The organism is Dethiosulfatarculus sandiegensis (assembly GCF_000931935.2).
Lineage (GTDB): Bacteria > Desulfobacterota > Desulfarculia > Desulfarculales > Desulfarculaceae > Dethiosulfatarculus > Dethiosulfatarculus sandiegensis.
In genome coordinates this window covers 160728-184245 of sequence record NZ_AZAC01000001.1, presented here as the reverse complement: position 1 = coordinate 184245, position 23518 = coordinate 160728, and the positions used below count along the sequence as shown (strand labels likewise).

21 protein-coding genes and 1 riboswitch are annotated in these 23518 nt (G+C 53.8%); of the genes, 10 read left to right on the top strand and 11 right to left on the bottom strand.

Features of this window, described 5'->3' with window-relative positions:
* The first annotated feature begins 178 nt into the window (after positions 1 to 178).
* On the top strand, positions 179 to 1108 hold the full coding sequence (locus tag X474_RS00845) for a glycosyltransferase family 9 protein (protein WP_044346145.1): 930 nt from the start codon (positions 179 to 181) through the stop codon (positions 1106 to 1108).
* On the opposite strand, the gene X474_RS00840 is transcribed toward X474_RS00845, so the two are convergent.
* The 9 genes from X474_RS00840 to X474_RS00800 all read right to left on the bottom strand — a co-directional run bounded on the left by X474_RS00840 (position 1101) and on the right by X474_RS00800 (position 12217).
* On the bottom strand, positions 1101 to 2543 hold the full coding sequence (locus tag X474_RS00840) for an ATP-binding protein (protein ID WP_082464063.1): 1443 nt from the start codon (positions 2541 to 2543) through the stop codon (positions 1101 to 1103). The genes X474_RS00845 and X474_RS00840 overlap by 8 nt on opposite strands.
* Entirely contained in the window at positions 2540 to 4084 is a 1545-nt protein-coding gene (locus X474_RS00835) for a PAS domain-containing sensor histidine kinase (RefSeq protein ID WP_044346143.1), read from the bottom strand. Before X474_RS00835 ends, X474_RS00840 begins: the two co-directional genes overlap by 4 nt.
* Positions 4085 to 4093: 9 nt before the next feature.
* Positions 4094 to 5104 carry an ACT domain-containing protein gene (locus X474_RS00830; RefSeq protein WP_156360560.1) on the bottom strand — a complete coding sequence of 337 codons (1011 nt, stop codon included), beginning with the start codon at positions 5102 to 5104 and terminating at the stop codon, positions 4094 to 4096.
* A gap of 286 nt (positions 5105 to 5390) precedes the next feature.
* Entirely contained in the window at positions 5391 to 5777 is a 387-nt protein-coding gene (locus X474_RS00825; protein ID WP_044346141.1) for a response regulator transcription factor, read from the bottom strand.
* 56 nt (positions 5778 to 5833) lie between these two features.
* Complete coding sequence (locus X474_RS00820) at positions 5834 to 6757, bottom strand: methylenetetrahydrofolate reductase (RefSeq protein WP_044346140.1); 924 nt, start codon at positions 6755 to 6757, stop codon at positions 5834 to 5836.
* Positions 6754 to 7422 (bottom strand): methylenetetrahydrofolate reductase C-terminal domain-containing protein, encoded by a 669-nt coding sequence (locus X474_RS00815; RefSeq protein ID WP_044346139.1) that lies wholly within the window; start codon positions 7420 to 7422, stop codon positions 6754 to 6756. The genes X474_RS00820 and X474_RS00815 overlap by 4 nt, the downstream gene beginning before the upstream one ends.
* 13 nt (positions 7423 to 7435) lie before the next feature.
* Entirely contained in the window at positions 7436 to 7867 is a 432-nt protein-coding gene (locus X474_RS00810; RefSeq protein ID WP_044346138.1) for a hydrogenase iron-sulfur subunit, read from the bottom strand.
* Positions 7867 to 10899: an FAD-dependent oxidoreductase gene (locus X474_RS00805; RefSeq protein ID WP_044346346.1), complete on the bottom strand. Its 3033-nt coding sequence runs from the start codon at positions 10897 to 10899 to the stop codon at positions 7867 to 7869. Before X474_RS00805 ends, X474_RS00810 begins: the two co-directional genes overlap by 1 nt.
* Positions 10900 to 11311: 412 nt before the next feature.
* Complete coding sequence (locus tag X474_RS00800) at positions 11312 to 12217, bottom strand: methylenetetrahydrofolate reductase (RefSeq protein ID WP_156360559.1); 906 nt, start codon at positions 12215 to 12217, stop codon at positions 11312 to 11314.
* A gap of 547 nt (positions 12218 to 12764) precedes the next feature.
* Between X474_RS00800 and X474_RS00795 the strand changes: the two genes are divergently transcribed.
* The 3 genes from X474_RS00795 to X474_RS00785 all read left to right on the top strand — a co-directional run bounded on the left by X474_RS00795 (position 12765) and on the right by X474_RS00785 (position 14285).
* Positions 12765 to 13226 (top strand): flavodoxin family protein, encoded by a 462-nt coding sequence (locus tag X474_RS00795; protein ID WP_044346136.1) that lies wholly within the window; start codon positions 12765 to 12767, stop codon positions 13224 to 13226.
* A 63-nt stretch (positions 13227 to 13289) separates the two neighbouring features.
* Positions 13290 to 13646: a hypothetical protein gene (locus X474_RS00790; protein WP_044346135.1), complete on the top strand. Its 357-nt coding sequence runs from the start codon at positions 13290 to 13292 to the stop codon at positions 13644 to 13646.
* 42 nt (positions 13647 to 13688) lie between these two features.
* A complete protein-coding gene (locus X474_RS00785; protein ID WP_044346134.1) occupies positions 13689 to 14285 on the top strand; it encodes a tetratricopeptide repeat protein in 597 nt (198 codons plus the stop codon).
* A 14-nt stretch (positions 14286 to 14299) separates the two neighbouring features.
* Here the strand turns inward: X474_RS00785 and X474_RS00780 are convergent, their stop codons facing one another.
* A complete protein-coding gene (locus X474_RS00780; RefSeq protein WP_052514708.1) occupies positions 14300 to 15406 on the bottom strand; it encodes a glycosyltransferase family 4 protein in 1107 nt (368 codons plus the stop codon).
* A 634-nt stretch (positions 15407 to 16040) separates the two neighbouring features.
* Between X474_RS00780 and X474_RS00770 the strand changes: the two genes are divergently transcribed.
* On the top strand, positions 16041 to 17396 hold the full coding sequence (locus tag X474_RS00770) for an OmpP1/FadL family transporter (protein WP_044346132.1): 1356 nt from the start codon (positions 16041 to 16043) through the stop codon (positions 17394 to 17396).
* Positions 17397 to 17865: 469 nt separating this feature from the next.
* Here X474_RS00770 and X474_RS00765 read toward each other — a convergent pair whose 3' ends face one another.
* Entirely contained in the window at positions 17866 to 18696 is an 831-nt protein-coding gene (locus tag X474_RS00765; RefSeq protein ID WP_052514706.1) for a tetratricopeptide repeat protein, read from the bottom strand.
* A gap of 491 nt (positions 18697 to 19187) precedes the next feature.
* Positions 19188 to 19435: riboswitch (cobalamin riboswitch) on the top strand.
* A 217-nt stretch (positions 19436 to 19652) separates the two neighbouring features.
* Between X474_RS00765 and X474_RS00760 the strand changes: the two genes are divergently transcribed.
* From X474_RS00760 to X474_RS00740, 5 genes are read left to right on the top strand one after another with little or no spacing between them, the layout of a single operon-like run.
* On the top strand, positions 19653 to 20441 hold the full coding sequence (locus X474_RS00760) for a DUF3450 domain-containing protein (protein WP_044346131.1): 789 nt from the start codon (positions 19653 to 19655) through the stop codon (positions 20439 to 20441).
* Positions 20438 to 21829, top strand: a complete 1392-nt coding sequence (locus X474_RS00755; RefSeq protein WP_044346130.1) for a MotA/TolQ/ExbB proton channel family protein — start codon at positions 20438 to 20440, stop codon at positions 21827 to 21829. The genes X474_RS00760 and X474_RS00755 overlap by 4 nt, the downstream gene beginning before the upstream one ends.
* Positions 21826 to 22449 (top strand): MotA/TolQ/ExbB proton channel family protein, encoded by a 624-nt coding sequence (locus X474_RS00750; RefSeq protein ID WP_044346129.1) that lies wholly within the window; start codon positions 21826 to 21828, stop codon positions 22447 to 22449. Before X474_RS00755 ends, X474_RS00750 begins: the two co-directional genes overlap by 4 nt.
* Positions 22437 to 22868 carry an ExbD/TolR family protein gene (locus X474_RS00745; protein ID WP_044346128.1) on the top strand — a complete coding sequence of 144 codons (432 nt, stop codon included), beginning with the start codon at positions 22437 to 22439 and terminating at the stop codon, positions 22866 to 22868. Before X474_RS00750 ends, X474_RS00745 begins: the two co-directional genes overlap by 13 nt.
* Complete coding sequence (locus tag X474_RS00740; RefSeq protein WP_052514704.1) at positions 22865 to 23518, top strand: energy transducer TonB; 654 nt, start codon at positions 22865 to 22867, stop codon at positions 23516 to 23518. Before X474_RS00745 ends, X474_RS00740 begins: the two co-directional genes overlap by 4 nt.

The following is a 23518-nucleotide window of genomic DNA, read 5'->3' as shown; positions in this document are numbered from 1 at the left end:
TTCAATATAACCTGTGGGGTGCTAAGCGTCAGCTTTTAAGTTAGGCACAGGCTGGGAGATACCTTTAGTCGGCAAGATTGCAACACGCAAGTAAAAACCCGCATCGCAGGATCGCTTATCTCTCATTACATTTGCAGGGTTCATCCTGTATTTGGATTGAGTTTCAAGGTAACGGGCCATGGCCAGGTTTAAATCAATTTTAGTATTTCACTTTGGAGCATTAGGCGACTTTATAACCAGCTGGCCCGCCCTGGGCATGCTGCGCCTGGCCTGCACCACTAAAAGACTAGGTTTGTTCGGCAACCCATCCTGGGCCAGGCTGATCCTTGCTCCTGAATGTATCATGGATCGCGAATCCGGCAGATTTGCCCCCCTTTTTCTATCCAAGCCTCATTCAGCCACAGATGCCTTTTTAAAAAATTATGACTTGGCGGTTATTTTTTCCCAAAACCCCCGATCGGAACTGGAACAACATCTAAATACTGTCATGCCCCAAGAGTGCTGGCGCATAACCACCCGTCCAGAACTTGGCCGGCCACAGAACAGCTCTATTTTCCAGATAAAAGCCTTAAAAGAAAAAGGGCTCGCCACCAAGGCCCTCGCTCCGCCCTGCTGCCTCCCCCAAAACCTGCCCCAACCCAGACCGGTGGTGGCCCCGGGGAGCGGGGGCAGAAAAAAGCGCCTTTCCTGTGGGGAAGTGTTGAAAACCGTTTTGGAACTCGAAAAAACCTGGCCTGAGTGCCTTATCCTCCTGGGTCCGGCCGAAGACCCGGCCTATGTGGCGGAGATTCGCCTCGCCCTGGCCCAAACCAAGGCCAGGATAAAACAAAACCCCACCCTGCCCGCTCTGGCCGGTTATCTGTACAGGGCCTGTTTTTACCTGGGAGCAGACAGTGGGGTGAGTCACTTGGCCGGGGCCTTGGGTGCGCCCTCGGCTGTTGTTTTCAAGGCCAGCGATCCCCAGGTATGGACCCCGCAGGGGCCTCTTGTCCGGGCTTTGACTTACCGGGAATTCAACCAATTGCTAAATACAAATGAGCTGGCTTGTTTTGCCCGTACTTTTTCCGGGCAAAAAGAAGCCGGTTTATCCGGTCAGGAGCCTAAGTAAAGGGAAGAAAAACATAAAAGGTGCTGCCCTCACCTGGAGCGCTCTCGAGTTTAATATTGCCCCCATGCTCCCGCACCACCTTTTTCACTATGGGCAGCCCCAGTCCGGTTCCCACGATCATGCGGGTGTTAGCGTCCTTCACCCTGTAAAAACGCTCAAAAATCTTTTCATGATCTTCCGGCGGTATGCCAAATCCGTTATCCTTCACGGCTGTCTCCACCCCGCTTTCCAAGGCTCGGGCGGTCACGGAAATATCTCCCTTTTCCGGGGTGTAGCGCACCGCATTGCTCAACAGGTTGATGAAAACCTCCAGCACCGCAGGCCTTATTCCCAAAACAGAAGGCAGATCCGGGGGAATCTCCGCCTTTAATTTCTGTTCTTTTTCATCTGCCTTTACCGAGACAATATCCACTGCCTCGCTGATCAGCTCGCCTAAACTGATCTCTTCCTTTTCGCCCATGGCCCCGGCCTCTATTTTGGCCAGGTCCAGGAGCTCCTTGCTAAGCTTTACTATGCCTCCCACCCTGGCCGCGGCCCGGTCTATCAAGTGGGTCTGTTTCTCATTCAGCTCTCCGGCCAGACCTCTTTGCAGGGTCTGCAACTGGCTCAATACCGAGCTTAAGGGACTGGCTATCTCATGGGCCACAGTGGATACATATTCATTTTTCAATTGATCCAGGCTTATCCAGGCAGTGACATCCTCAAAAATGGCCATGGCGCCCAAAAGGACCCCCCGGCCATCCCTGAAAGGTGCGCAGGTAACTTGCAGATGGGTGGGAGGCCCCTGATTATTTAATGATATCGTGCAGGTAATCCCGTCAGAGTCAATCTCTTCCCCGCTTAAGACCGCATCCAACGCCCGGTTCACCTCCGGGCAGTCCAGCACCTGGTCAGGCCTTAGCCCCTGGGGATCATCCCCCTGCCAGGTGGAAAGCCGACGCAGGGCCGGGTTCATCACCGCAATCAAGCCCTCCTTATCCACCAGAAGCACCCCGTTGGTAAGGCTATCCACCAACACCCGGTTGCGGCTCTTTTCCAGGGCCATGTCCTTTAAGGTGCGAACCCTTTTCAGCACCTTTTCCACCACCAGCCTGAGATCCTGCGGTTTGAAAGGTTTGGCCAGAAAATCATCCGCACCCTGTTTCATGGCTTCCACCGCCTTGTCCAGGGTGGCATAGCCGGTAATCACCACAAAGGCCATATTCGGGTGCTTTTTACGCGCTTCGGCCAACATCTCCATACCGCCCATGTTGGGCATCATCAGGTCAACCAAAGCCAGATCAGGCTGGTCTTTTTCAATGGCCTTTAACCCGTCCAAGCCGTCCTCGGCATCGGTTATAATAAAGCCCTGGGGTTCCAAAACCCTGCGGCAGGCATCGCGCAGACGCTTTTCATCATCCACGATGAGTATTCGGTAGGGGATTTCCGCGGTCACGATATCTCCTCGTCTTCCATAATGACAGGCTCCATCTCCCGGATCAGAGCCAGGAACTCATCCGGAGCCTCAGGCGGCAAGCGCACCAAAAAGGTGGTTCCCTGGGGGCCGGTCTCTTTTACGGAAATCATGCCGCCATGCCTTTCCAGCACCCCGAATACAACGCTGAGTCCCAGACCGGTTCCCTTGCCCACCGACTTGGTCGTAAAAAAAGGATCAAATATTTTGTTTACATAATCAATGGAAATCCCGGGACCGGTGTCAGAAATTTCCGCATGCCGCCAGCCGTCGGGACCCATTACGGTTGTGACCGTGAGCCTTCCGTGACCTTCCATGGCATCAACCGCGTTCATGAGAAGGTTGATAAAAACCTGCCGCAACAGCTTGGGATCGCCCTGGATTAAAAGCGGTTCTCTTGCGTAATGGCGTATCACTTCCACATTCAGAAAAATAGAATCATCCCTTATGAGGTTAAAAGCGTCCTCCACCACCTGGCTCAAATCAACGTTCTTAACCTTCAAGTCGCTCTGGCGGCTGTAATCCAGAAGCCCTTTTACAATTTCGCGGCATCTTTCCGCATCTTCCAATATACCTGAAAGATCATCCTGAGCAGGGCTCTCAGGGTCCAGGGACTCTTTTAACAGCTCGGCTATGATGGTAATGCCGGTCAGGGGATTATTGAGTTCATGGGCAATGCCGGCGGCCATGCGCCCCAGTCCTGCCAGTTTGTCTGACTGCAAAACCTGCATCCTGGCCTGGGCCACCTCGTCTTCCATTTTCATCTGCTCTCTCAAGTCAGTAAAAATACCGACTGTGGCCACTGGTTTACCTTCCCTGTAAACCAAGGCCGAATTTATGCGCCCCGGTATCTCCTCTCCGCTTTTGGTGCGCACCTTGGTGCGGATCATAAGGGCTCTGCCCTGGTTGGCCTGCATGGTCTTGCGCACCTTTTTGAGTTCTTCGTCAGTGGAAATCTTCCAAAGTGGCTTGCCCACCAGCTCTTCCACCTTGAAACCCAATACCCTTTCCACACTCCTGTTCACAAAAAGAATCTTGCCTTTTAAGTCCGCAGCCACCACCACCCCCACCAGGGAGTCCAAAAGGCGGTTCAAGAATTCATTGGTCTCCACCTGGATGTCATGCAGGCGCTTGGCCTCGGTAACATCATTCAAGGATTCAAGCACACCCCAGACATGCCCCTTTTTGTCAAGCAAAGGAGTAAGACGCACCTCTTCCATCATTGGTTTGCCCAGCCTGTCCTTTGACTCATGCAAAATACAGCATTCAAGCCCGCTGTTAAAAGCCTGTCTGAAATTGCAGTAGCTCTCCGGGCACGGAGTGGTCCTGCCGTGGAAAACCTCATAGCAGGGCTTGCCCACCGCGTCTTCTCGGTCAATGCCAAAGCGTTTTAAAAAGCTGGTATTGACTTCCCAGATCAGCATGTCCGGTTTAAGCACTACTGTGGGAAATGGAAAACACTGAAAGACACTTAAATAAAATTCCGCTTCCGAAGGCACAGGATATTTTAAGGCATCAGTCATGCTTTTCTCTCAAGGAGTGCAAAAATAATGGGAGAGCCCTTTAAGGGCATGGGATGTTTTTTGCGGATTTATAAACAAAAATAAAGAATGCATTACTGCGGCAAAAGCCAGGGGCCGCACCCCCACCTGCTCCAGGGCGGCAAAGGCAGTGGATGCAATTCCCGGCCTGTCCCCGAAATGGGGCCCTTGCAGGTGAAACAGGGAAACAGGTTGGGGATTTTCCTCGGGCAAAAGGCCTGAATCCTTAAACTCATTTTGCAGAAGATGCAGATCCTGAAAAGGAGCGCAGGCCAAAAAGCGGAAACAACCGTTATCCTTGAATCCGCTGAAAAACACCGTCCTGGCCGTCAGCTCCCCTTTTACACAGGCAAAGGCATCCAAAGGTTCTTCACAGATCCCTGAGAGGAGTGCGGTTCCGGTCTCCGGGTCGAGGTGATACACCATTATGGGTTTTTCCGCATACCTGGTGCTTATCTCGGGCGATGGGGTTGTTTTATCTTTCCCGGGCAACGGGCTTTCAAGCCCTGCGTCAGACGGAGAAGCCCCGCTGGGCAGGCCCAGGGCCAGGGGCAAGGTGTCCAAGGCCTCCATCAAGTGTTCTTCCTGTAAAACCAGGGTAAGGGCGGCCAGAGAGGTGCCCAGCCCCAAGGGAAAGACGTTTTTCTTTTTTAAAACCTGCCAGATCCTGGCCGGAAGCATGAGTCCCCGCCCCCTGGGGTAAAGGTTCAAGGCGGTGGCATCCCGTTCCAAAACAGGCCTTTTGAGCCCCAGCATCTGGGCCCTTAATGCAGCGAGTTTAAGGGCCAAGGGCCCGGCCTGGGCAGGAACGGCTAAAATAACTTGTTGGGATGATGAAGAGTCAAAGGCCGTGGTGGCAAAAACGATATTGATGTGATGGGCGGCCAGATCGGCCAAGAGTTCGGCAAGGGCGTAACTTGGATCACGCGGCCACCTTAAAAGATGCAAGCCCCCGCATTGTTTTAACCCGCTTATCATCTGGCCCCACATGTCAAAAGACACTAACCTCCTTAAAGGTAAATCAAAAAGCATTTACCTTTTACTGCAGGCGGTATGCGCCGCATGCCGCGACTTATAGGCGGCATGCGGACCTGACAAGTCTTAATTTGAAAAACCCTTCGGTTTTTCAAATACTTAGTCGGTAGTCTTTTAATCCTTGGGGCGGCCTGTTTGTAAGTCCGCCAAAAACACCCATAAACATAAGGGGCCGGAACGGCCCGCCCTCAAAAAGGGCGAACCGTTCCGGGCCTTAAATTTTTCGGGTCGCAGATGGGGTGATAAAAGGCTTTCAGCCGATCAAGTCTCCGACCATCTCGGCCAGCTTGCCCATATCAACCGGTTTGGCCAAATATTCATCGGCCAAAAGCTGCATACCATCCTGATGTGTATAGGTAGTTGAGTTCACTGCCGAACCCACTGCGGTCAACATCACGACGGGAATATTTTTGTAGTTTGAATCCTGTTTCAGTTCCTCGCAGAGTTCATAGCCGTTTTTGCGCGGCATCATGACGTCCAAGACCAAAAGGTCGGGCTTCTCTGCCTTGATGCTCTCAAAGGCCTCCACCCCGTCATAAGCTTTGCCCACTCTGTAACCCTTGGCCTCCAGATTAATGGCTACTGTCTCCACCAGATCAGGATCATCGTCCACAATAAGGACGTACTTGGCATCGGCCATTGTCTCCTCCTTGGTTAGTGAGTAGGACTTTTTCTTTGCCGGCTTATGGCGACTCTCTAAACTTCTGGGCGGGGCAAAAGCCCGGAGCGCTCCATAATTTCAGGCATCTTGTGCTCCCACTCGATGGCCATGATATGCACGCCCTTCACTCCAGGAATTTCCTTGAACTCTTCAATCTGCTCACAGAGCATCTTGATGCCTTCGTCAGCCGCGTTTTCCTTGGGCACTCCGGAAATGCGTTTCACCACATCATCCGGAACATCCATACCGGGAACCTTGTTGGCCATGTAACGGGCCATGGGGGCGGATTTCAAGGGGGTGACACCCGCCAAAACAGCGGTTTTTTCAGTCAAGCCCATATCCACTGCCATCTTCATGTACTCACGGAACTTATCCATGTTGTAGATACACTGGGTCTGGATAAAGTCCGCTCCGGCGGCAACCTTTTTAGCCAGGCGGAACACCCTCAATTCGAAGGGATCTCCAAAGGGGTTGGCCGCCGCACCGATAAACATCTTGGGAGAGCCCTTCAGATCTGCGCCGCCCAGGAATTTCTCTTCGTCCCGCATTTTTTTGACCATGGAAAGAAGCTGAACGGAGTCAATATCAAAGACTCCATGGGCCTCGGGATGGTCGCCGAACTTGGGATGGTCGCCGGAAAGGCAGAGCATGGTGTTGATGCCCAAGGCGGCCGCACCCAGGATGTCGGACTGCATGGCCAGGCGGTTCCTGTCCCTGCAGACCATCTGGTAGTTGGGCTCCAGTCCCATTTCCTTGGCAATCAAAGATGTGGCCCAGGAAGACATGCGCACCATGGCGGTCTGGTTGTCGGTGATATTGACCGCGTCAACTATGCCTTTGAGATAGCCGGCTTTTTTGTGCACCACCTCTATGTCGCAACCGCGAGGCGGACCCAACTCTCCGGTAACCGCAAAATGACCGGCCTCCAGGACTTTTTCCAGTCTGCTGTCACTTTTCATGAGAACAAGTCCTCCCTCACTATCTTACGCGGGCCACCGCCGCCGGCCGGACGCCAATCCTTGGGCTCCATAAGCTTTTTGTACAGATCAGTACGGCCCAGGGCGACCAGCCTGTCCCAAATGAGCTGCCAGGCGCAATCCACATCTTCTGAAATTTCACACTTGCCGTGGTCGGAACCACCGCAAGGACCATTGAACAATTTTTTACTGCACCTTGAAACCGGACAGATTCCTCCGGTGTATCCCAACACGCAGTCGCCGCAGCCCTGGCAGCGCTCAGCCCAGATGCCCTGGCTCTCGCTGGCGCCCATAAAGGTGGTGTTCACCATGGGGAAAACCGGCATGTCCTTGTAGCGGCCGCTGATGGTCTGCACGCCGCACCCGCAGGCCATGGAACAGACGGCATCGTATTTATCAATATTTTTGGCAATTTCTTCGACGTACTCAGGGTCGCACTGGCGCTCCAGGGTCAGTTCGTCGATTTCAAGTTTCTTGCCCTGCTTCAAAAAGGCCATGCTCAAGGCCGAGGCGAGAATCCCCACCTCCTTACGGCCACCGGCGTAGCACACGGTCACGCACTCATTGCATCCAATCAACAGAATCTTGTTGAATGGGGCAACATAGTCCATGATCTCTTCTATCGGCTTTCTAACAGCAGTGATCATGTTCAGCTTCCCCCTAGGCCGCAGCCTTTTTGGAACCTTCCTTTATGGGATTGGGACCCAACTGGCGAATTTTCTCGGTGAACTCCGTGGCGATTTCGGCAAACTGCCTACCCTGCCCGGCGCTCATATGCACCATCTCAACCCGCTCGCTTTCAATCCCGATATCCTTCAGGAGCTCCTGGACGTAAGTGACACGGTTGTTGGCTTGCACGTTGCCGTTTTTAAAGTGACAATCCCCCACCAGGCAACCGGCCACCAGCACACCGTCGGCCCCTTTCTGCAGGGCGCGCATGATATGAATGGTGTCCACCTTGCCGGTGCAGGGGACTTTTATGATATTTACGTTAGCGGGATACTCCAGCCGCATGGTTCCGGCCATATCCGCCGCTGTATAGGCGCAGTAGTGGCAGGCAAATGCCACCACAATGGGCTCAAAGGCAGCCATTACAGTACTCCTTCCAAAAGGGCGTCAGTGCGATCCATTATCTGCTCGTCATAGTAGCCCTGCAGGTGAATGGCCTTGGCCGGGCAGACTGAGGCGCAGATGCCGCATCCCTGGCACTTGGCCGGGTCGATCTCCGAAAAACCGTCCGCATTGATAAAAGGCACCTCAAAGGGGCAGGCGCGCACGCAGACCAGGCAGGCCGCGCAACGTTCGATCATGACCTTGGCCACGCCGCCTTCCACTGCCTGTTTCTCCTGGGCCAGGATGGCAAGCGCACGACCGGCGGCCGCCTGACCCTGGGTCACAGCCTCGTTCAGGGACTTGGGAGCCAAGGCGGAACCGGCCAGGAACAGTCCGGGAACCGGAGAGTCCACAGGCAGATACTTGGCATGCTGTTCCATAAGGAAACCGGTTTCACTGCGCTGCAGGCGGAAGATGGAGGCAAGCTCCTCGGTCTCCTCGTCCACCGCCACCTGGGGCACGGAGAGCACCAGGGCGTCGGTGGCCATCTCAATGGGCCTGCCCAGAACCGGATCGGTAAAGCGCAGTTTAAGATCGCCGTCATCCTGACGCACCTGGGGAAGGTCTTCCGGATTATAACGCACAAACAAGACGCCCTTTTCACGGGCCGCACGATAGGATTCCTCGGCAGTGTAGGGCATGCGCATGTCGCGGTAAAGCACAACCAGCCTGGAGCCTGGCTTCTGCTCCTTGAGCCACAAGGCGTTCTTGACCGCGGAACGGCAGCAGACCCTGCCGCAGGCCGGGTTGGTTTCGTTCCTGGACCCCACGCACTGAATCATGACAACGGTGTTCAGATCATCGGTTTCACCGTCGGACAGGCGTTTTTCCAGCTCCAGCTGGGTCAGAACCCTCTGGTCCTGGCCATAGAGATATTCAGTGGGCTTGTACTCGGAAGCACCGGTGGCGATCACGGTTACACCGTGTTCAACCTCCTGGTAGTACATGGCCGGACCGGACTGGATGGAGGTCTTAAAGGCTCCCATCTCACCCTGGTGATCCACGATCAAAGCCTCTTTGATGACCTCGATCTTGTCACTGGCCTCGACCTTTTTAACCATTTCCTCCACCTGGGGAGGCACCGGGCTGCCGTCTAAGCTGCGGGCCAGCTTCCTGGCCATGCCGCCCAACTCCTTGGATTTTTCAACCAGGTAGACCTTGGTTCCCTGCTCGGCCAGGCTCAAGGCCGAGGCCATGCCGGAGACACCGCCGCCGACCACCAAAGCGGTCTGCTCAACAGGCTGGAAATGAGAATAAATGGGACGGGCGGCCCGCACACCGGCCACAGACATACGGACCAAGTCAATGGCCTTGGTTGTCGCGGCCGCGGGATTATTCTGATGCACCCAGGCGGCCTGCTCGCGGATATTGGCCATATCCAGGTAGGCCTTGTTCAAACCGGCCTTGCGCACACTATCGGCAAACAGGGTCAGATGGCTTCTGGGGCTGTAACCTGCCACAACCACCCGGTTGATGCCGTTTTCCTTGATGCTTTCAGTCATGCGGTCCAAGCCGGCCGAAGTCCAAAGAAGTTCGACTTCTTCCACATGGGCCACCTCGGGCATCTTCTCCATATAATCGGCCAGGGCCTTGAAATCCACCACACGCTTTACGCTGGCCCCGAAATCACAAATATAAACGCCGACCTTGGGCTCTTCTTTGGTCACATCCCGCTCAGGCGGCATATCCTGCTCGGGGACCAAGCCGGGGGCGGGGTTCAAGTGTTTGGCCGCCTGGCAGGCCGCGGCCGAACCCTGAATCACCGAATCCGGGATATCCCGGGGGCCCAGGGCCATACCGCAGGCATACACGCCCGGACGGCTGGTGGAGACGGGTGAAAAGTCATGGGCCGCCATGAAGTTATAGGGATCGAGTTCCACACCCAGATTTTCGGCCAGTTCCTTGGCGTCGCAGGGGGCGTGGAATCCGGTGGCCAGGACCACCATGTCCAGCCTGGCTTCCTGGGCCTTGCCGTCCTCGTCCATGTAGGAGAGCACCGAATCGCCGGTCTTTTCATCCCTGAACACGGTGTGGGGGCGGCAACGCACAAAGTTGACCCCGTTTTCGTTTTTGACCCTCTGGTAGTACTGCTCGTAGTCCTTGCCCATGGGACGCATATCCATGTAGAAAATGGTAGCGTCCAAATCATCGGCAAAGTGCTCCAAGGCCCAGACCGCCTCTTTCATGGCGAACATACAGCAGATGGAGGAGCAGTAAGGCTTGCCGGGCTCTTTGGTTGTCCTGGAGCCTACACACTGAATCCAGCCGATTTTCTTAGGCTTTTTGCCGTCGCTGGGGCGGGAGAAGACACCGCCGGTGGGGCCGGAGGCGCTTAAGATGCGCTCAAATTCAAGGCTTGTGACCACATCCGGGTTGCGGCCATAGCCCAGGATGCCCTGCAGGCTGATGGGGTCGAAAAGCTCGGCCCCTGTGGCCACGATCACCGCGCCCACTTCCAGGATCTTGTCTTCGGGCTGCATATTCAGGTCAATGGCATCCTGCTCGCAGACCTCGGTCCAGCTGTTGTCGTCGGTGAGCTGATCCTTATTAATGGAATAGGCCATGGGCACGGCCTGGGGATAACGCATGCAGGTCGGCGCACGATGATCCAGCCCCGGAGTAAAAGAGACAGCCCCTTCCGGAGCGGCCTTCAAGCATTCACCGCAGGCGGTGCAGCGATTGAGGTCGATATAGCGAGGTTCGGTCTTGACGCTGACCTTGAAATCGCCGGGAGCGCCGATAAGGCCGGTCACCTTGGTCAGAGGCAGAACCTCAATATCCAGGGAATGGCCGCTCTTGGCCAGTTCCGGGGCCAAATAGCAAATTTGACAGTCATTTGTGGGGAACTGCCGGTCCAACAGAGGTAAGTAACCACCCAAGGCAGGTGATTTATCCACCACATATACTTTACGGCCGGTCTCGGCCAGATCCAGCGAAGCCTTTATGCCCGCTATACCGCCGCCTACTATGAGGACCGAGTTGGCGCGGTCGATTGATTCTTGATTCGACATGGGATAGCCCCATCCTTTCCGTTCACGACAAACCACCCTGGGCCCGTCAAGGTGATGAAACTTGACACGGCTCCAGCCGGCCGACCGGCGTTTTTGCGGCCGCTCCACTGTAACAGGTGTTGAGCGTTTGTTAAAAGCCGGTTGCATTACGGCCGAAAGGAGTCTTTTCCCTGGAGGGAAAAACCCTTGGCCAATTATTACCTAAGTCCTTCCGGATTATAACTTTACAGGCGATTTGCCAAAAATCCATGACAACGCAAAGCCGCCTTCAATATCTCCGACGCCCCATACCCAAGGGGAAGATTGCCCCATTTGTCGCTTTCGTCAAGCCACAACCTGGGGTTAGGCGGGGAAAAAACCCTTACCGCCCTGAAATAATCTTCTTTTTTTTACCTAAAACCCCGGCCGCGCGCTACATGCCCGCGCTGCTCAAAATCTCCGGCATGCGATTTTCCCAGCCGGTGGTGACCAAAAGAACGCCCTGACAGGCCTTTCTAAGCTCTGCCACCGTTTCTCCGGCAATTTTTACACACTCGCCGGTGCGGTCCGAGGCCATGCGAATTCTTCTGATCACATCTTCACTTATATTCACCCCGGGAAGGTTCTGATTCATATACCTGGCCATGCCCACTGATTTCAAGAGCATAACGGAAGCAAAAACCGGCACCCCAAGCTCTTTTGCCTCTTCCATAAAGGACGCGAAATCTCCCGGGTCAAAAACCGGCGGAGTAATTACAAAGGCCGCACCCTTGTCCACGGCCTGCTTGGCTTCGGCCAGGCGAACCTTGGCCTGGGCCTTATCCACCCAGGGTTCCAGCCTCACCCCCGCCAAGATGCGGGGTGTTCCATTCAGCTCTTTGCCTCCCAGGTCCTGCCCCTGGTTCAAGGCCGCCACAGCCTCCATAAACCCCGGCACATCCAGATCATGGACCGGCTTGGCCTTTAAGTGGTCGCCCATTTCAATGGGACGTCCCTCCACGGCCATCACCGCACCGAGCCCCAGAACCTGCGCACCAAGAAGATCGCCCTGCAGGGCCAGCCTGTTTCGATCCCTACAGGAGAATTGCACAATGGCCTCAAGTCCCTGCTCCTTGAGCACCACTGCCCCGGCCATGGCCGAAAGACGCATGATGGCATAGGCCATGTCCGGTATCAGGACCGCATCCACCCGGCCCTTGATGTGTCTTGCGTTCTCCACGAAATCCGAGAGATTAACGCCCTTGGGCGTCTCCATTTCGGCCAGCACCAGGAAGTCTTTGGATCTAAGAATGTCTGCCAAGGCCATAAGGTATCCTTCCCCGGGTTTTAGGGTGGACAAGAATTCCGCCTGGGGCCGCTACCCCCGCAAAACCCCGGACGACAGGTCGGTCAAGCCCGTGACATAATCATGTCCGGGCCTCCGCCCCTAAAGGTTAAAGCGCCTCCATTCCATGATTTTTTCTTGGGTTGACTTTTTTAAACAGTTTCCTCTTTTTACCTTATTATCAATATGTTTCGCTTAGAAACACCTACCCTGCAACCCTCCGGCCTGGGGTCCCGGGCCCGGCGGAGGGTTTTGGGTAATCTTAGATTACCGGTAAACCCAATCAGGCAATGCGTGATTATTGTCACAACTGGTAATAACCGGGTTGTTTTTTTAGTGCAAGAAAAAAACTTGTTTTCCCATTCAGATATCTAGGTTTACACCAGGGATTTTATGAGTTTATTATTTGATATTATTACTTTTTCCATACTACCGCGAGACTTTGGTCTTTTTAAGTGCAAATTATTGTCGGGTCCTCGAAATCCGACAATTTCCCCGGAGTTCACAAAAATGTTATGGTGGTTCGGCCCGTTTTCCCGTTACCGCAAAGGGAGCAAACCCCATGAGCCGCATACTTGTCATTCACCACTCTCAATCCGGCAAAACCGCCCGCCTGGCTGAAGAAACGGCCAGGGGGGTGCGCTCCATTGAGGGCGCGGTCTGCCTGGCCAAGCATGCTTCCCAAGCCGGACTTGAAGATCTGCTTCATTGCGACGGCATTTTGATAGGATCTCCCGAGTACTTTGGTTATATGGCCGGAATTATAAAAGATTTTTTTGACCGCACCTATGAGGATGCCAGAAAACACCAAGAAATCTTTAAAAAACCCTATGCCCTTTTCATCTCCGCCGGAAACGACGGCGCCCAGGCGGCGCTTTCCATTGAGCGCATCTGCCTGGGTTATCCTTTTAAAAAGGTGGCCGCCCCGGTGATCATAAAGGGCGAGCCCGGTGCAGAAGACCTGAAGGCCTGTTTTGAGTTGGGCGGAGCCATGGCCGCGGGTTGCGGCCTGGGTATTTTTTAAGCTCGGTTTGAAGGGACTTGATGAGTAACAAAAACGCCCGGATTGTGGTAGAGTTGGCCCATTATGAATGAGACAACACAAATTATAGTATCCATAGTTTTTTTGATAGGGGTCTTTTTCCTGACCCAGTTCTTCATGGCCAGAAAATACCGGGCCGCAGCCGAAAAAATCGTGAACGGCATGAAAGAAAAAGGCGCGGTCTCTCCGGAAACGGCTATCGAGATAGATTTCGGGAAAAAAAACCTTTTGCAGATGGGGGTCAGGGATTACCGCCCCAAGGCATTAAAGGCGCTGGTTTCCGCCGGGGTTATCAAGGTAACGGACGAGGGCCTTTGCTACGTACCCGAAAACCCGGGGCAAGAAGAGGAACCGGACCAGGATCAGGATTTGGAAATCGAAGAAAACTTCAAGTCCGCCTGAGACAAGGCCGGATCAGATCCCTTTCAGGTGCGCTCAAGGAACATGATCAAAAAGAAGCCGTTTATTATTGCGGCCCTGATTTGCGCGGTGGTCTTTTCTTTTGGCAGCTGTGCCGCGGCCACTGAAAACGCCTTTGACGACTTGGCCGCCCACCTGGCCTTGGACGACATTGCCAGCGGGCTGGCCATGAATCAAAGCGGGCGCTACGACGAAGCCATAAAGCGTTTCACCAGGGCCATCAACTCCGGCAGACTCTCGCCCGACAACCTGGCGATTGCCTACAACAACCGGGCAAATGCCTATCTGGACAAGGGAAACGTGGGCAAGGCCGCCGGAGACTATAATCGAGCCATCTCCGCCAGCCCCAACTTCACCCAAGCCCTTTACAACCGGGGCATACTAAATTACCAGCTTAAACGCTACAAGGATTCCCTAAAGGATTTCAATAAGGCTATAGAGCTGGACCCAGACTACGCCGCTGCTTATTTCAACCGCAGCTTTCCCCTAATCAAACTGAACAAACCGAAGCGAGCCGAGGCGGACCTGAAAAAGGCCGTTTCCCTGGACCCGCTTAACCGCAAGTATCAGGCCCGGCTTTTTAAAATTCAGGAATTACAGGATGAGCCCAATAACAAATAAGCGGGCGGCAATCCTTAATCCGCCAGGGCCTGCTCAAAGACCTCCAGGGTCTGGCGGGCGGCCCTGGAAAAACGGAAATAACCGGACCGCTCATAGCCCTTTTGCCGGTATTCTTCCCTGACCTCCAAGTCTGAAAGCATGCGGTCCAATCCCCGGGTCATGTCCTCCACGTCCAGGGGATCCACCAAAAGAGCAGCCCCCCCGGCAACCTCGGGGCTGGCCCCCTGGCTGGAGGCAATCACCGGGCAACCGGTGGCAAAGCCCTCGCAGACCGGAATACCGAATCCTTCATAGATACTGGGGAAGAAAAGCGTCTGGGCCATGCGGTAGATATGGGGCATATCCAGGTCATCCACAAAGCCGGGGAAATGAATATGGGCGGCAGCCGGGTTTTTTTCCGCAAAAGCCAGGTCCTGATCGAATTTCCAGCGCTTGAAGCCAACCACCACCAAGGGAATCTTGTGTTTTGGCTGAACCCTGGAAAAAGCCTCCACCAGGCGCTCAAAATTCTTAAGTGGTGTAAGGCCCCCCACAAAAAGGATGTACTTTTCAGGCAGCTGGTATTTCCGCCTCACCTCCTCCAGAACCTCCCGGGTTGGCGCGGGCTCGAAAAAATGATCCCCAGCCCCTTCATGCACTGTCACCACTTTTTTCGGGTCTGCGCCCACAAAATTGATGATGTCCAGCCTTGAACTCTCGGCCGGCGCCAGTATGCGGGCCGCAGCCCGGCAGTAAAGGGGCATGAAAAGCTTGAAATACTGCCTGTCCACAAAGGGGAACAACTCGGGATGTACAAACTGCTCAGGCCGCAGGGTAAGGATTCTTTTCTGCCTGGCCCAAAGCGGCACACTGAGTTTGGGATTGTAGATGATATCCAAGTCCAGGCTATTGGCCAGGCGGGGCACGGAAAGGTGATCCCAGGCAAAACGGTTTTTCCCGCTGAGAACATGTTCGCTCACCCTGGGGTCTTCGGCATAGGTTCCCAACATCTGGTCCGATGCATATATCAGGGCAAAATGGTGCTGATTGGAATCGGCCAGGAAACCCTTCAGCATATTCTGCGTATAGGTGACTATACCGCCCTTTTCCTGGATATGGCGGAGCATTATCCCAATCCGCATCTGATCAGCTCCTTTTATGCCGGGGCCTTTAACACCTGTTCGGGCCCGGCAAGACAACCTTGACGCCGGTATCGCCAGCCAGCCCGTAACGGCAGGTTGGTTTCTCTTACAAACACTGCTTTTCGGCAAACAAAACCCTTTTGGGAAAAGCCCGTAATGGCCGGAAGTATACCAAAAACCCCTTTCAACGCTAAGCCACGGGAAGCCAAAGAAATTCCATTCCCGAAAAGGTAGATTAAATCATAATTGATTTCACACCTCTTTTCTGTATAAGAATACATATTTTCAGCTGGAAAAAATTCATCTCATTGCCACACAACTAACCTTGATTACCCTTATCAACCCCTTATAATGTTGACTTATAAGTCTATTAAGCCAGCGGCTTAATCTACCAATCAACAGTCTGCGTCCTAAACTTTACGCATTGCCAAAACGCGTCAACTCGAAGAGATTATTCAGAAACTGAATAGTTATTCCGGCAAAGATTTCTTGACCAAACCAGGTTCCTTGTGCAAATCTTACGCAGGGGTGAACCTTGTAAAAATCCTGACTAAAAATTATCCAAGCAATCAAACCTTCAAATAAGGCGGGGAAGGAACAGGCTCTATTGGGAACTGAAAGGAGAGAGGGAGAAATGAGCAAAGGTATCAAACGCATATTGGCCGCATTATTTGTGGCCGGCCTGATGTGTTTTGCCGCCACAACAGGTTATGCCGCAGGCTTTGGCCTTTATGAGTGGGATAACCGCGCCATGGGTATGGGCGGCGCAGTGGTGGGTATGCCCGAAGGACCCGAGGCCCTGTCAGTCAACCCCGCCGCCATTGCCTGGTTGGACCGGGTTCAGGCCAAGGTGGGTGTTTGTGTGGTCAACCCCTCGGCGGATGTCAAGACTACAAACATGTATGACAGGGGCAGGACCACCACTGCCATGGATGAAAAATACCACCTAGTTCCCCACGCCTATGTATCGACCCCGCTTTTCAAGCAGGTCTATTTCGGCTTGGGTATGTTCAGCCGTTTCGGTCTGGCCGCGGAATATGAGAAAAATTGGCCCGGCCGTTACAACAGCTACCTGGCGCAGATCGAATCATTCAGCGTGACTCCGGTCTTCTCCTTCAAGATCAATGACCAGCTGGCCATCGCCGGTGGACTTGAGTTCATGTATTTTGACCTCAAGCTGAGCCAGACCATAGACGCCACCAAATATCTCTATGCCACCGGCAATACCGGGCCGATCGCAGCCGGGATCATTCCTCCCACGGTCAACGACCCCCGTACCAACGCCATGGATGTCAACCAGAAACTTGAAGGCGACAGCAAGGGTTACGGGTACAACATCTCCTTAAGCTGGATGCCCAAGAAAAACCTGGGTTTTGGTTTGACCTATCGCAGCGAGGTTCACCAGAAGGTAACCGGTAGTTCTCAGTATGAACGCGCTCCCCTGGTCAAAGCCATCTTCGGCAACAACCTGTTCCAGTTCTCAGACGTCACCGGCACCATAGATTTACCCGCCCAGATCCTGGTCGGCGTGAACTACAAACCCACCGAGAAATGGAACCTGGGTGTGAGCGCCATCCACACCATGTGGAGTTCCTACGACGCCCTGACGGTTGAGTTCCAGAACCTGCGCGCCATCGGCCTGCCCTCCAAGACCAGTGAAAAGAACTGGAGCGACGTGTGGCGCTTCCAGTTTGGCGTTGAATACAAGGCGCTTGACTGGCTGGCTCTGCGGGCAAATTACGTATACGATGAATCCCCCATTGACGGCTCATTGGCCGACTACCTGCTGCCCACCAGCGACAGAAACATCTTTGGTGTCGGCGCGGGCTTCATGGTCACCGATAACCTGGCCATTGACGTCAACTACTCCTACTTAATGCAAAAAGACCGCACCGTTGCTTCCCGTCAGGTCGCAGACGGTGTGCTGGCCTCTGAATTTGAGGACGGAGACGCTAACCTGTTTGGTGTTTCCTTCTCCTACAAGTTCTGATTATTTCCGCCCCAGGCGGAAGATAAGGCAAGGCCGGAGGAGACGTTCCTCCGGCCTTTTTAATTAGGCAAAAAATAATACGTTCCATTACCTGCCTGAATTATCAGCGAAGAACTATATACAAATCATCACTTCTATGCATTTGTCAGGCAAGGAAATCAGGCGGCCTTCTCATGGAGCAAGGCGTGTTTTCCATTAAAAACCAAGCTAAGAGATAGCGTATAAAGAAATGTTCTTTTTTTAAAAGGAACAAAAAAGCTTGAAAAGTCACACCAAGGTAAACAATAGTTCCCCGAACCCACACCTCTCGGCATAAGATAATTAACCGGGAAAATGCGGTTATTTAATTTCAATCCGATTCATGGCAGTAACTATATAGGTATCAAAAGAAGCAGCGCAGCCCCTCCCCCCCAAAGGCATCCGTCTTTAATTTTCCTGCCAGAAAACATCTCAAGAACCTGAAGAAAAGTTATTGGCCATCTCCAGGCTTGGTGGCGGTGCAGGAAGTGTCGGCCAGGCTGTCGTCCGGGTCGGCCTCGCCTCGCAAATATTTCCCGGCCAGATCCTTCCAAAGCCTGGTCTCAGGCTCCAGGCCGGGTTCAGCGGCCTTGGTGTCCCGCACTTGGGTAACCAGTTGCCGCGCTTCTTTTTCCCGCCCGCACTTTTGCAACAAATCGGCAAGGTAAAGATGATTCAGCCAATACCTGGGACCCATTGACACGGCCTTGCGCAAAAGCTCCTCAGCCTTTGCATCGTCGCCTCCCAGGAAAAAGGGCAATTTATTATAGAGCCTTCCCAATACCCGATAAGCTCCTCCGCCTTCATAGGAGGGATCAAGTTCGGCCAGGCGCTCCATCACAGACTTGACTTCTCCCACCAAAGAGATGCTTTTGATAGGGCCTGCCGTGGAGGCCCACAAGCCATAAGACACGCCAAGCCAATACAGCCCGCCCGTACTTTTCGGGTTCTGCTTCAACACCTTTTCCGAAAGGGAAGCGGCTTCCTTATAACAGGCAATGGCCTTTTCATCCGAGGAGAGAGCCCCATCCCAAACCAGTAATTGGGCCAGACGGCAGGCGGCCTTCTCATCTTGGGGGTTTTCGGAGACAATCTTTCGATACGATTCGATCGCCTTCTGGGCGTTTTGCGGATCGTCCCTTTTTTCATAGAGATCTTCGGCACGGCCTCTCAAATCCGTATCTTTGTTGGGTGCGGCGTATGAATCACCCCAGGGTAAAAACGCCCAAATACAGCAGAGTGAGGCCAACAGGCATTTAAGTAGGATATTTTTTTTATTCATAATACGATCAGGTGCGCAACCGTGGCTGTTAATAATAAAATAATATTTCCGGCATGGACTCAGAAACGAGTCCACAATGTCGGTTTTTTCTTGAGCCAATCAATAGGTTCTCAAAATTCCCTAAGCTATTATGGATTTTTGGGAACCTATTTTCACACTCCCCGAGGATTCAAGGCATTTTCCAGTATGTACCCTGGCCTTTTTCTGGATATTTTTTCCCGAAGGGTTCCTGGCAGGCTGCCTTGAGCCAGGGCAATTGCAACCTCGGTAAAAAAAGATCCAAGCCTTTACCGGGAGAGTAAGAATCTACTTTTTACTTTTAATAATCAAAGAATAAGGCCGTGTGCGGTTAATTCGGCACCCCATCCGTACAAACGACCCAAAGCAACTTTTACCCTATTTTAAAGAGCAAATTCTCACCTAGCAATCATTTATTACAAACATTTAGCACTTAAGCACTTTCCACGGCTTGACATCCCATGCCAAAAACTGCATATTTCAATAGCCGGTGCCCTGTAGGGGCAGTAAAGGGAAGACGGTGAAATTCCGTCGCGGTCCCGCCGCTGTAACCGGGAACGAAAACCGCAGCAAACAAGGCCTGAAGGCCTTGATGACCAGACCAGGTTTGTAGCCATCCTGGCCAAGCTGGTCGCCACTGCAAGCCCATCGGGAATGTGGGAAGGCGCGGTTAGTAGGAAGATCCGGAAGCCAGAATACCTGCCGGTAACATTGACCTTTCCCATGCTGACGTGGAATTCGGCGTGGAGATGAATCTCCAGAAGGGTCTCTGGGGCGATCAGAGAAAAATGGGTGCAGTCCCCCAGCCAGGGATATGGTGGTGGGCTGTTTTTTTGCTCATTCATATTAATACAAACAAAAAGAGTTATAATATGCTAACTTTTCACCGATTCCGGGCACTTGTTTGTTGGGGCATCACATTATCTGCTCTTCTGACAATGACAGCTACGGCGAGCCTGGCCCAAAAAAAGCCCGAGACAAAACCGCAACCACTTCCCAAGGCTTCTGTAGTTAAGAACCAGGCGGAAAAGGCGGTTGGCCTGCGCCAGCAAGCCCAAAAGAAGATAGACCATTTTGCAGGTCAGGAAGCAGAGCTCATGGACCAGGTGGAACAGCTGGAAAACGAGCTTAAGACAGTAACCAGGGAAAGAAAAAAAACCGAGGCCTACTTAAGGGGTCAACAGGCCAAGGTGGCCGAGTTGCAAAGACGACTTGATGAAATGGACCGCATCCGGGCTGAACTGGAACCATATCTGGACGCCACTTATGCCAATCTGCAGGAATTTGTGGCCCAGGACCTGCCGTTTTTAAAAGAAGAACGTGCTCAAAGGCTGGCTTCACTCAGCGACAACTTAAATGATTACGATGCCAGTTTGGCGGACAAGACCAGACGCCTTTTGGAGGCCCTGGCCATTGAAGCCAGATATGGATCCACTGTGGAAACCGAAGAAGGTGAAATCAGGGTGAATGACAAATTGAAGAGGGTCAGGATGTTGCGCCTCGGTCGCCTGGGGCTTTTCGCCTTGAGCGCCGATGGTCACAGTGCCTGGACCTTTGACAAAAAAACCCAATCCTTTGAACCGGTAGAAGGCAATATTCGCGGCCTTATCCAGGCTGCCGACATTGCGGACCGCAGAAGGGTTGTAAGCCTGGTCAAAGTGCCGGTGGGCCAACCAGCCAAGAGCTCTGCCTCCGGGCAGGTTTCAGAGGGTGAGGTGGCCAAATGAAAAAATTAATCCTCGCAGTCTGCCTTTGCTTTGCGGCCTTTTCCCTGGCTCAGGCTGAAAACTACCCCAAGGTAAGCCGGGATGTGGCCAAAGACCTGCAAAACGCAGCCCAGGAAAAAGAAGTAACCCAAAAGGATATTGCCCATAAAAAGGCAGACCTGAAAAACAAGTTGGCTGAGCTCAAGCAAAACCTGACCCGGGAAAAGGCAAGGCTTCAGAAGGCCACCGAGGACCTGGCCGAAACAAGCCGCAAAAAGGCTGAGTTAAGCCTCAAGGTGGAGGAGTCCAGCGGCGACTTAAATGAACTCGCCGGGCACGTAAGGGCCGCGGCCAGGGATCTTCTGGCCCAATTTGAGCGCTCCCCCATCACTGCCGAGTACCCAGAGCGGCTGGGAGACCTCAGGGCCTACTTAAATAAAAGCCGTTTTCCGGGCCTGGATGACATCACCAGGCTGGTGGCCCACTACTTCACAGAGATGAAAAGCTCTGCGGAGGTTAAGGAACGGGAAACCAAGATAGTCAACCGCAAAGGAGAGGAAGCCCAGGCAGGAGTGGTAAGGCTCGGCGGTTTCTGCGCCCTGTACAGAAACGGGCAGGAAATGGGCTACCTCACCCTTGGACCGGGCACCGGCAGCCTTCTGGCCACCAGCGGAGAACCGGACTGGTTTCTGGAAAACGAACTTACCGATTATTTTGACGGCAAAACGGCCATGGCCCCCATGGACATCAGCGGCGGCGCAGCCTTGCGTCAGCTGGCGCGCAGGGTGACCTTCTGGGAGCAGGTGCAAAGCGGCGGCTACTTGATCTGGCCCATACTTCTAGTGGGTGCGATTGCGGTGCTGTTGATTATAGAAAGACTTATTTTCCTGCAAAGGGTCCGCTCCAACACAGACGCCTTGATGTCCAAGGTCAACGACCTGGTGCTGGCCGGAGACATGGATGAGGCATACAAGGTGGCCGACGCCCAAAGCGGCAGGCCGACCAGCAATGTGATAAAGGCCGGACTGAGCCTGCGTGAATGCTCGGGCGAAGTTATTGAAAACGGACTCAGCGAGGCCATGCTCAGAGAGCTGCCCCGCCTGGAGCGTTTCATCACCCCACTTAAGGTGCTGGCCGCGGTGGCCCCCCTTCTGGGACTTTTGGGTACAGTCACCGGTATGATCAAGACCTTCCAGGTTATCACCGTCTTTGGAACCGGCGACCCCAGGCTCATGGCCGGAGGCATCAGCGAGGCCCTGGTGACCACCCAGTTGGGTCTGATGGTGGCCATTCCGGTTTTGGTTGCCGCAGGTCTCCTTGGCAGGAGAGCCCAGCGCATAGCCGGAGACATGGAAGAAAAAGCGGTTTCTTTGTCTGCGGCCCTTATCAGGCAAGGGGAAAAAGCATGAACCAAGCCCTGGAAACAGCCCTGGATTTCATCCTGGCCGGAGGGCCGGTGATGTTCCCCTTGATGGCGGTGTCCATCTGGCTCTGGACTCTCATCATCCTTAAGCTGAGCTGGGTGCTTCGCATCAAAAGGGACAATACGGACATAAATACAGCCCGCTTCTGCCTTTCCTCGGGTGAGAAGCCGCCGACCAACGGCGGTCCCAGGGGGCGGGCCTTGAAACATTTTCTGACCCTGCGGACCGGAGACCAAAAAGCGGATCTTCTACTGTGGGAGGTGTCCATAAAAAGGCAAATGCCCACCATGTGGCGATATTTGACCTCCATCATCATTTTATCTGTCATAGCCCCCCTTTTGGGGCTGTTGGGCACAGTCAGCGGCATGATCCAGACCTTTGACGTAATCCGCATTTTCGGAACCGGCAATGCCCAGGCCATGGCCTCGGGAATAAGCGAGGCCCTCATCACCACCCAGACCGGACTCTTGGTTGCCATTCCGGGCCTGTTGGCTGGCCATGCCCTGCGCAGGCAGATCAAAAAAAACCAAATGCAGCTTGTCTCCTTCCAGCAGGCGGTGACCCGCTGGTTGAAAAGCAAGGAGGCCTATAAATGCTACGCTTAAGAGGACGCTTGGGCGGGGTCGCAGGAAACGGTAACGGCGATGAGCCCACCATTGACATGGCGCCCTTGATCGACATGGTCTTCATCCTGCTGATTTTCTTTATGGTCACCACCAGTTTTGTAAGAGAATCAGGGGTTGAGGTGCAAAGGCCCCAGGCAGCAACCGCCGCGGCCAGACAAAAAGGCGCCATGATGGTCGGGGTGAATCAGGCAGGTAATATATATATCGATCACCGTAAGGTTGACTTGCGCTCGGTCAGGGGCCTGGTGGAACGTTTTCTGGCCGAAGACCCGGAGGGCGCCGTGATGATCGTGGCGGACAAAAAAAGCCACACCGGCAAATTAATTCGGGTGCTTGACCAATGCAGGCTGGCCGGGGCCAAGGATGTGGCCGTGGCTGCCAAGAGGTCCGCTCAATGAGCCCTTCCGCTGTAAAAATGCTGGGCAGAATCGGCAAGACCGGGGCCTTTATCCTGGCCTTGGCCCTGAACCTCGCCATTTTCTGCCTGGCTCCGCTATTGATACACACGGCTGGTCTGCAAAAAGGCCCCAAAGAAGACCTTTTGACCGCCTTCTTACCTGTGCGCCCCACACCTCCGCCCATAGAAGAGGAAAAGCCTCCACCGCCCAAAAAAGAGCCGCCCAAAATGAAGCTTAAAAAGCTGAACATGGCTCCCATGCAGACGCCCCAGGTTCGCCTGGAGACTCCGCAACTGGACTTGGAGATCAACCCCAAGCTCACCACCGGGGTGGCCATACCTGCCCTGGGCCCCAGCCGTTTCGAGATGGGTGATGTGGATCGGGCCCCTTTGGTAACGGCCCGCATTCCCCCGCCCTATCCCTATCTGGCCCGCAGACGCGGGCTTGAAGGTGCGGTGACTATCAGGTTTTTGGTTGACCTCAAAGGCAAGGTTAACCACCTGGAGGTGGTTAACGCCAAACCGTCCGGTATCTTCGAAGATGCGGTCTTAAAAACTGTGAGCCGCTGGAGGTTTAAGCCAGGGATGAAGGAAGGCGAGCCGGTGGAAACCTGGGTTGAAACTACAATCAGGTTCAAGTTGGAGAGATAA

What these genes read in the sequence shown, in the direction of transcription:
- X474_RS00845 (WP_044346145.1), top strand. Translation starts at nt 179, where the DNA reads ATGGCCAGGTTTAAATCAATTTTAGTATTTCACTTTGGAGCATTAGGC.
- X474_RS00835 (WP_044346143.1), bottom strand. Translation starts at nt 4,084, where the DNA reads ATGACTGATGCCTTAAAATATCCTGTGCCTTCGGAAGCGGAATTTTAT.
- X474_RS00825 (WP_044346141.1), bottom strand. Translation starts at nt 5,777, where the DNA reads ATGGCCGATGCCAAGTACGTCCTTATTGTGGACGATGATCCTGATCTG.
- X474_RS00820 (WP_044346140.1), bottom strand. Translation starts at nt 6,757, where the DNA reads ATGAAAAGTGACAGCAGACTGGAAAAAGTCCTGGAGGCCGGTCATTTT.
- X474_RS00815 (WP_044346139.1), bottom strand. Translation starts at nt 7,422, where the DNA reads ATGATCACTGCTGTTAGAAAGCCGATAGAAGAGATCATGGACTATGTT.
- X474_RS00810 (WP_044346138.1), bottom strand. Translation starts at nt 7,867, where the DNA reads ATGGCTGCCTTTGAGCCCATTGTGGTGGCATTTGCCTGCCACTACTGC.
- X474_RS00805 (WP_044346346.1), bottom strand. Translation starts at nt 10,899, where the DNA reads ATGTCGAATCAAGAATCAATCGACCGCGCCAACTCGGTCCTCATAGTA.
- X474_RS00795 (WP_044346136.1), top strand. Translation starts at nt 12,765, where the DNA reads ATGAGCCGCATACTTGTCATTCACCACTCTCAATCCGGCAAAACCGCC.
- X474_RS00790 (WP_044346135.1), top strand. Translation starts at nt 13,290, where the DNA reads ATGAATGAGACAACACAAATTATAGTATCCATAGTTTTTTTGATAGGG.
- X474_RS00785 (WP_044346134.1), top strand. Translation starts at nt 13,689, where the DNA reads ATGATCAAAAAGAAGCCGTTTATTATTGCGGCCCTGATTTGCGCGGTG.
- X474_RS00780 (WP_052514708.1), bottom strand. Translation starts at nt 15,406, where the DNA reads ATGCGGATTGGGATAATGCTCCGCCATATCCAGGAAAAGGGCGGTATA.
- X474_RS00770 (WP_044346132.1), top strand. Translation starts at nt 16,041, where the DNA reads ATGAGCAAAGGTATCAAACGCATATTGGCCGCATTATTTGTGGCCGGC.
- X474_RS00765 (WP_052514706.1), bottom strand. Translation starts at nt 18,696, where the DNA reads ATGAATAAAAAAAATATCCTACTTAAATGCCTGTTGGCCTCACTCTGC.
- X474_RS00760 (WP_044346131.1), top strand. Translation starts at nt 19,653, where the DNA reads ATGACAGCTACGGCGAGCCTGGCCCAAAAAAAGCCCGAGACAAAACCG.
- X474_RS00755 (WP_044346130.1), top strand. Translation starts at nt 20,438, where the DNA reads ATGAAAAAATTAATCCTCGCAGTCTGCCTTTGCTTTGCGGCCTTTTCC.
- X474_RS00750 (WP_044346129.1), top strand. Translation starts at nt 21,826, where the DNA reads ATGAACCAAGCCCTGGAAACAGCCCTGGATTTCATCCTGGCCGGAGGG.
- X474_RS00745 (WP_044346128.1), top strand. Translation starts at nt 22,437, where the DNA reads ATGCTACGCTTAAGAGGACGCTTGGGCGGGGTCGCAGGAAACGGTAAC.
- X474_RS00740 (WP_052514704.1), top strand. Translation starts at nt 22,865, where the DNA reads ATGAGCCCTTCCGCTGTAAAAATGCTGGGCAGAATCGGCAAGACCGGG.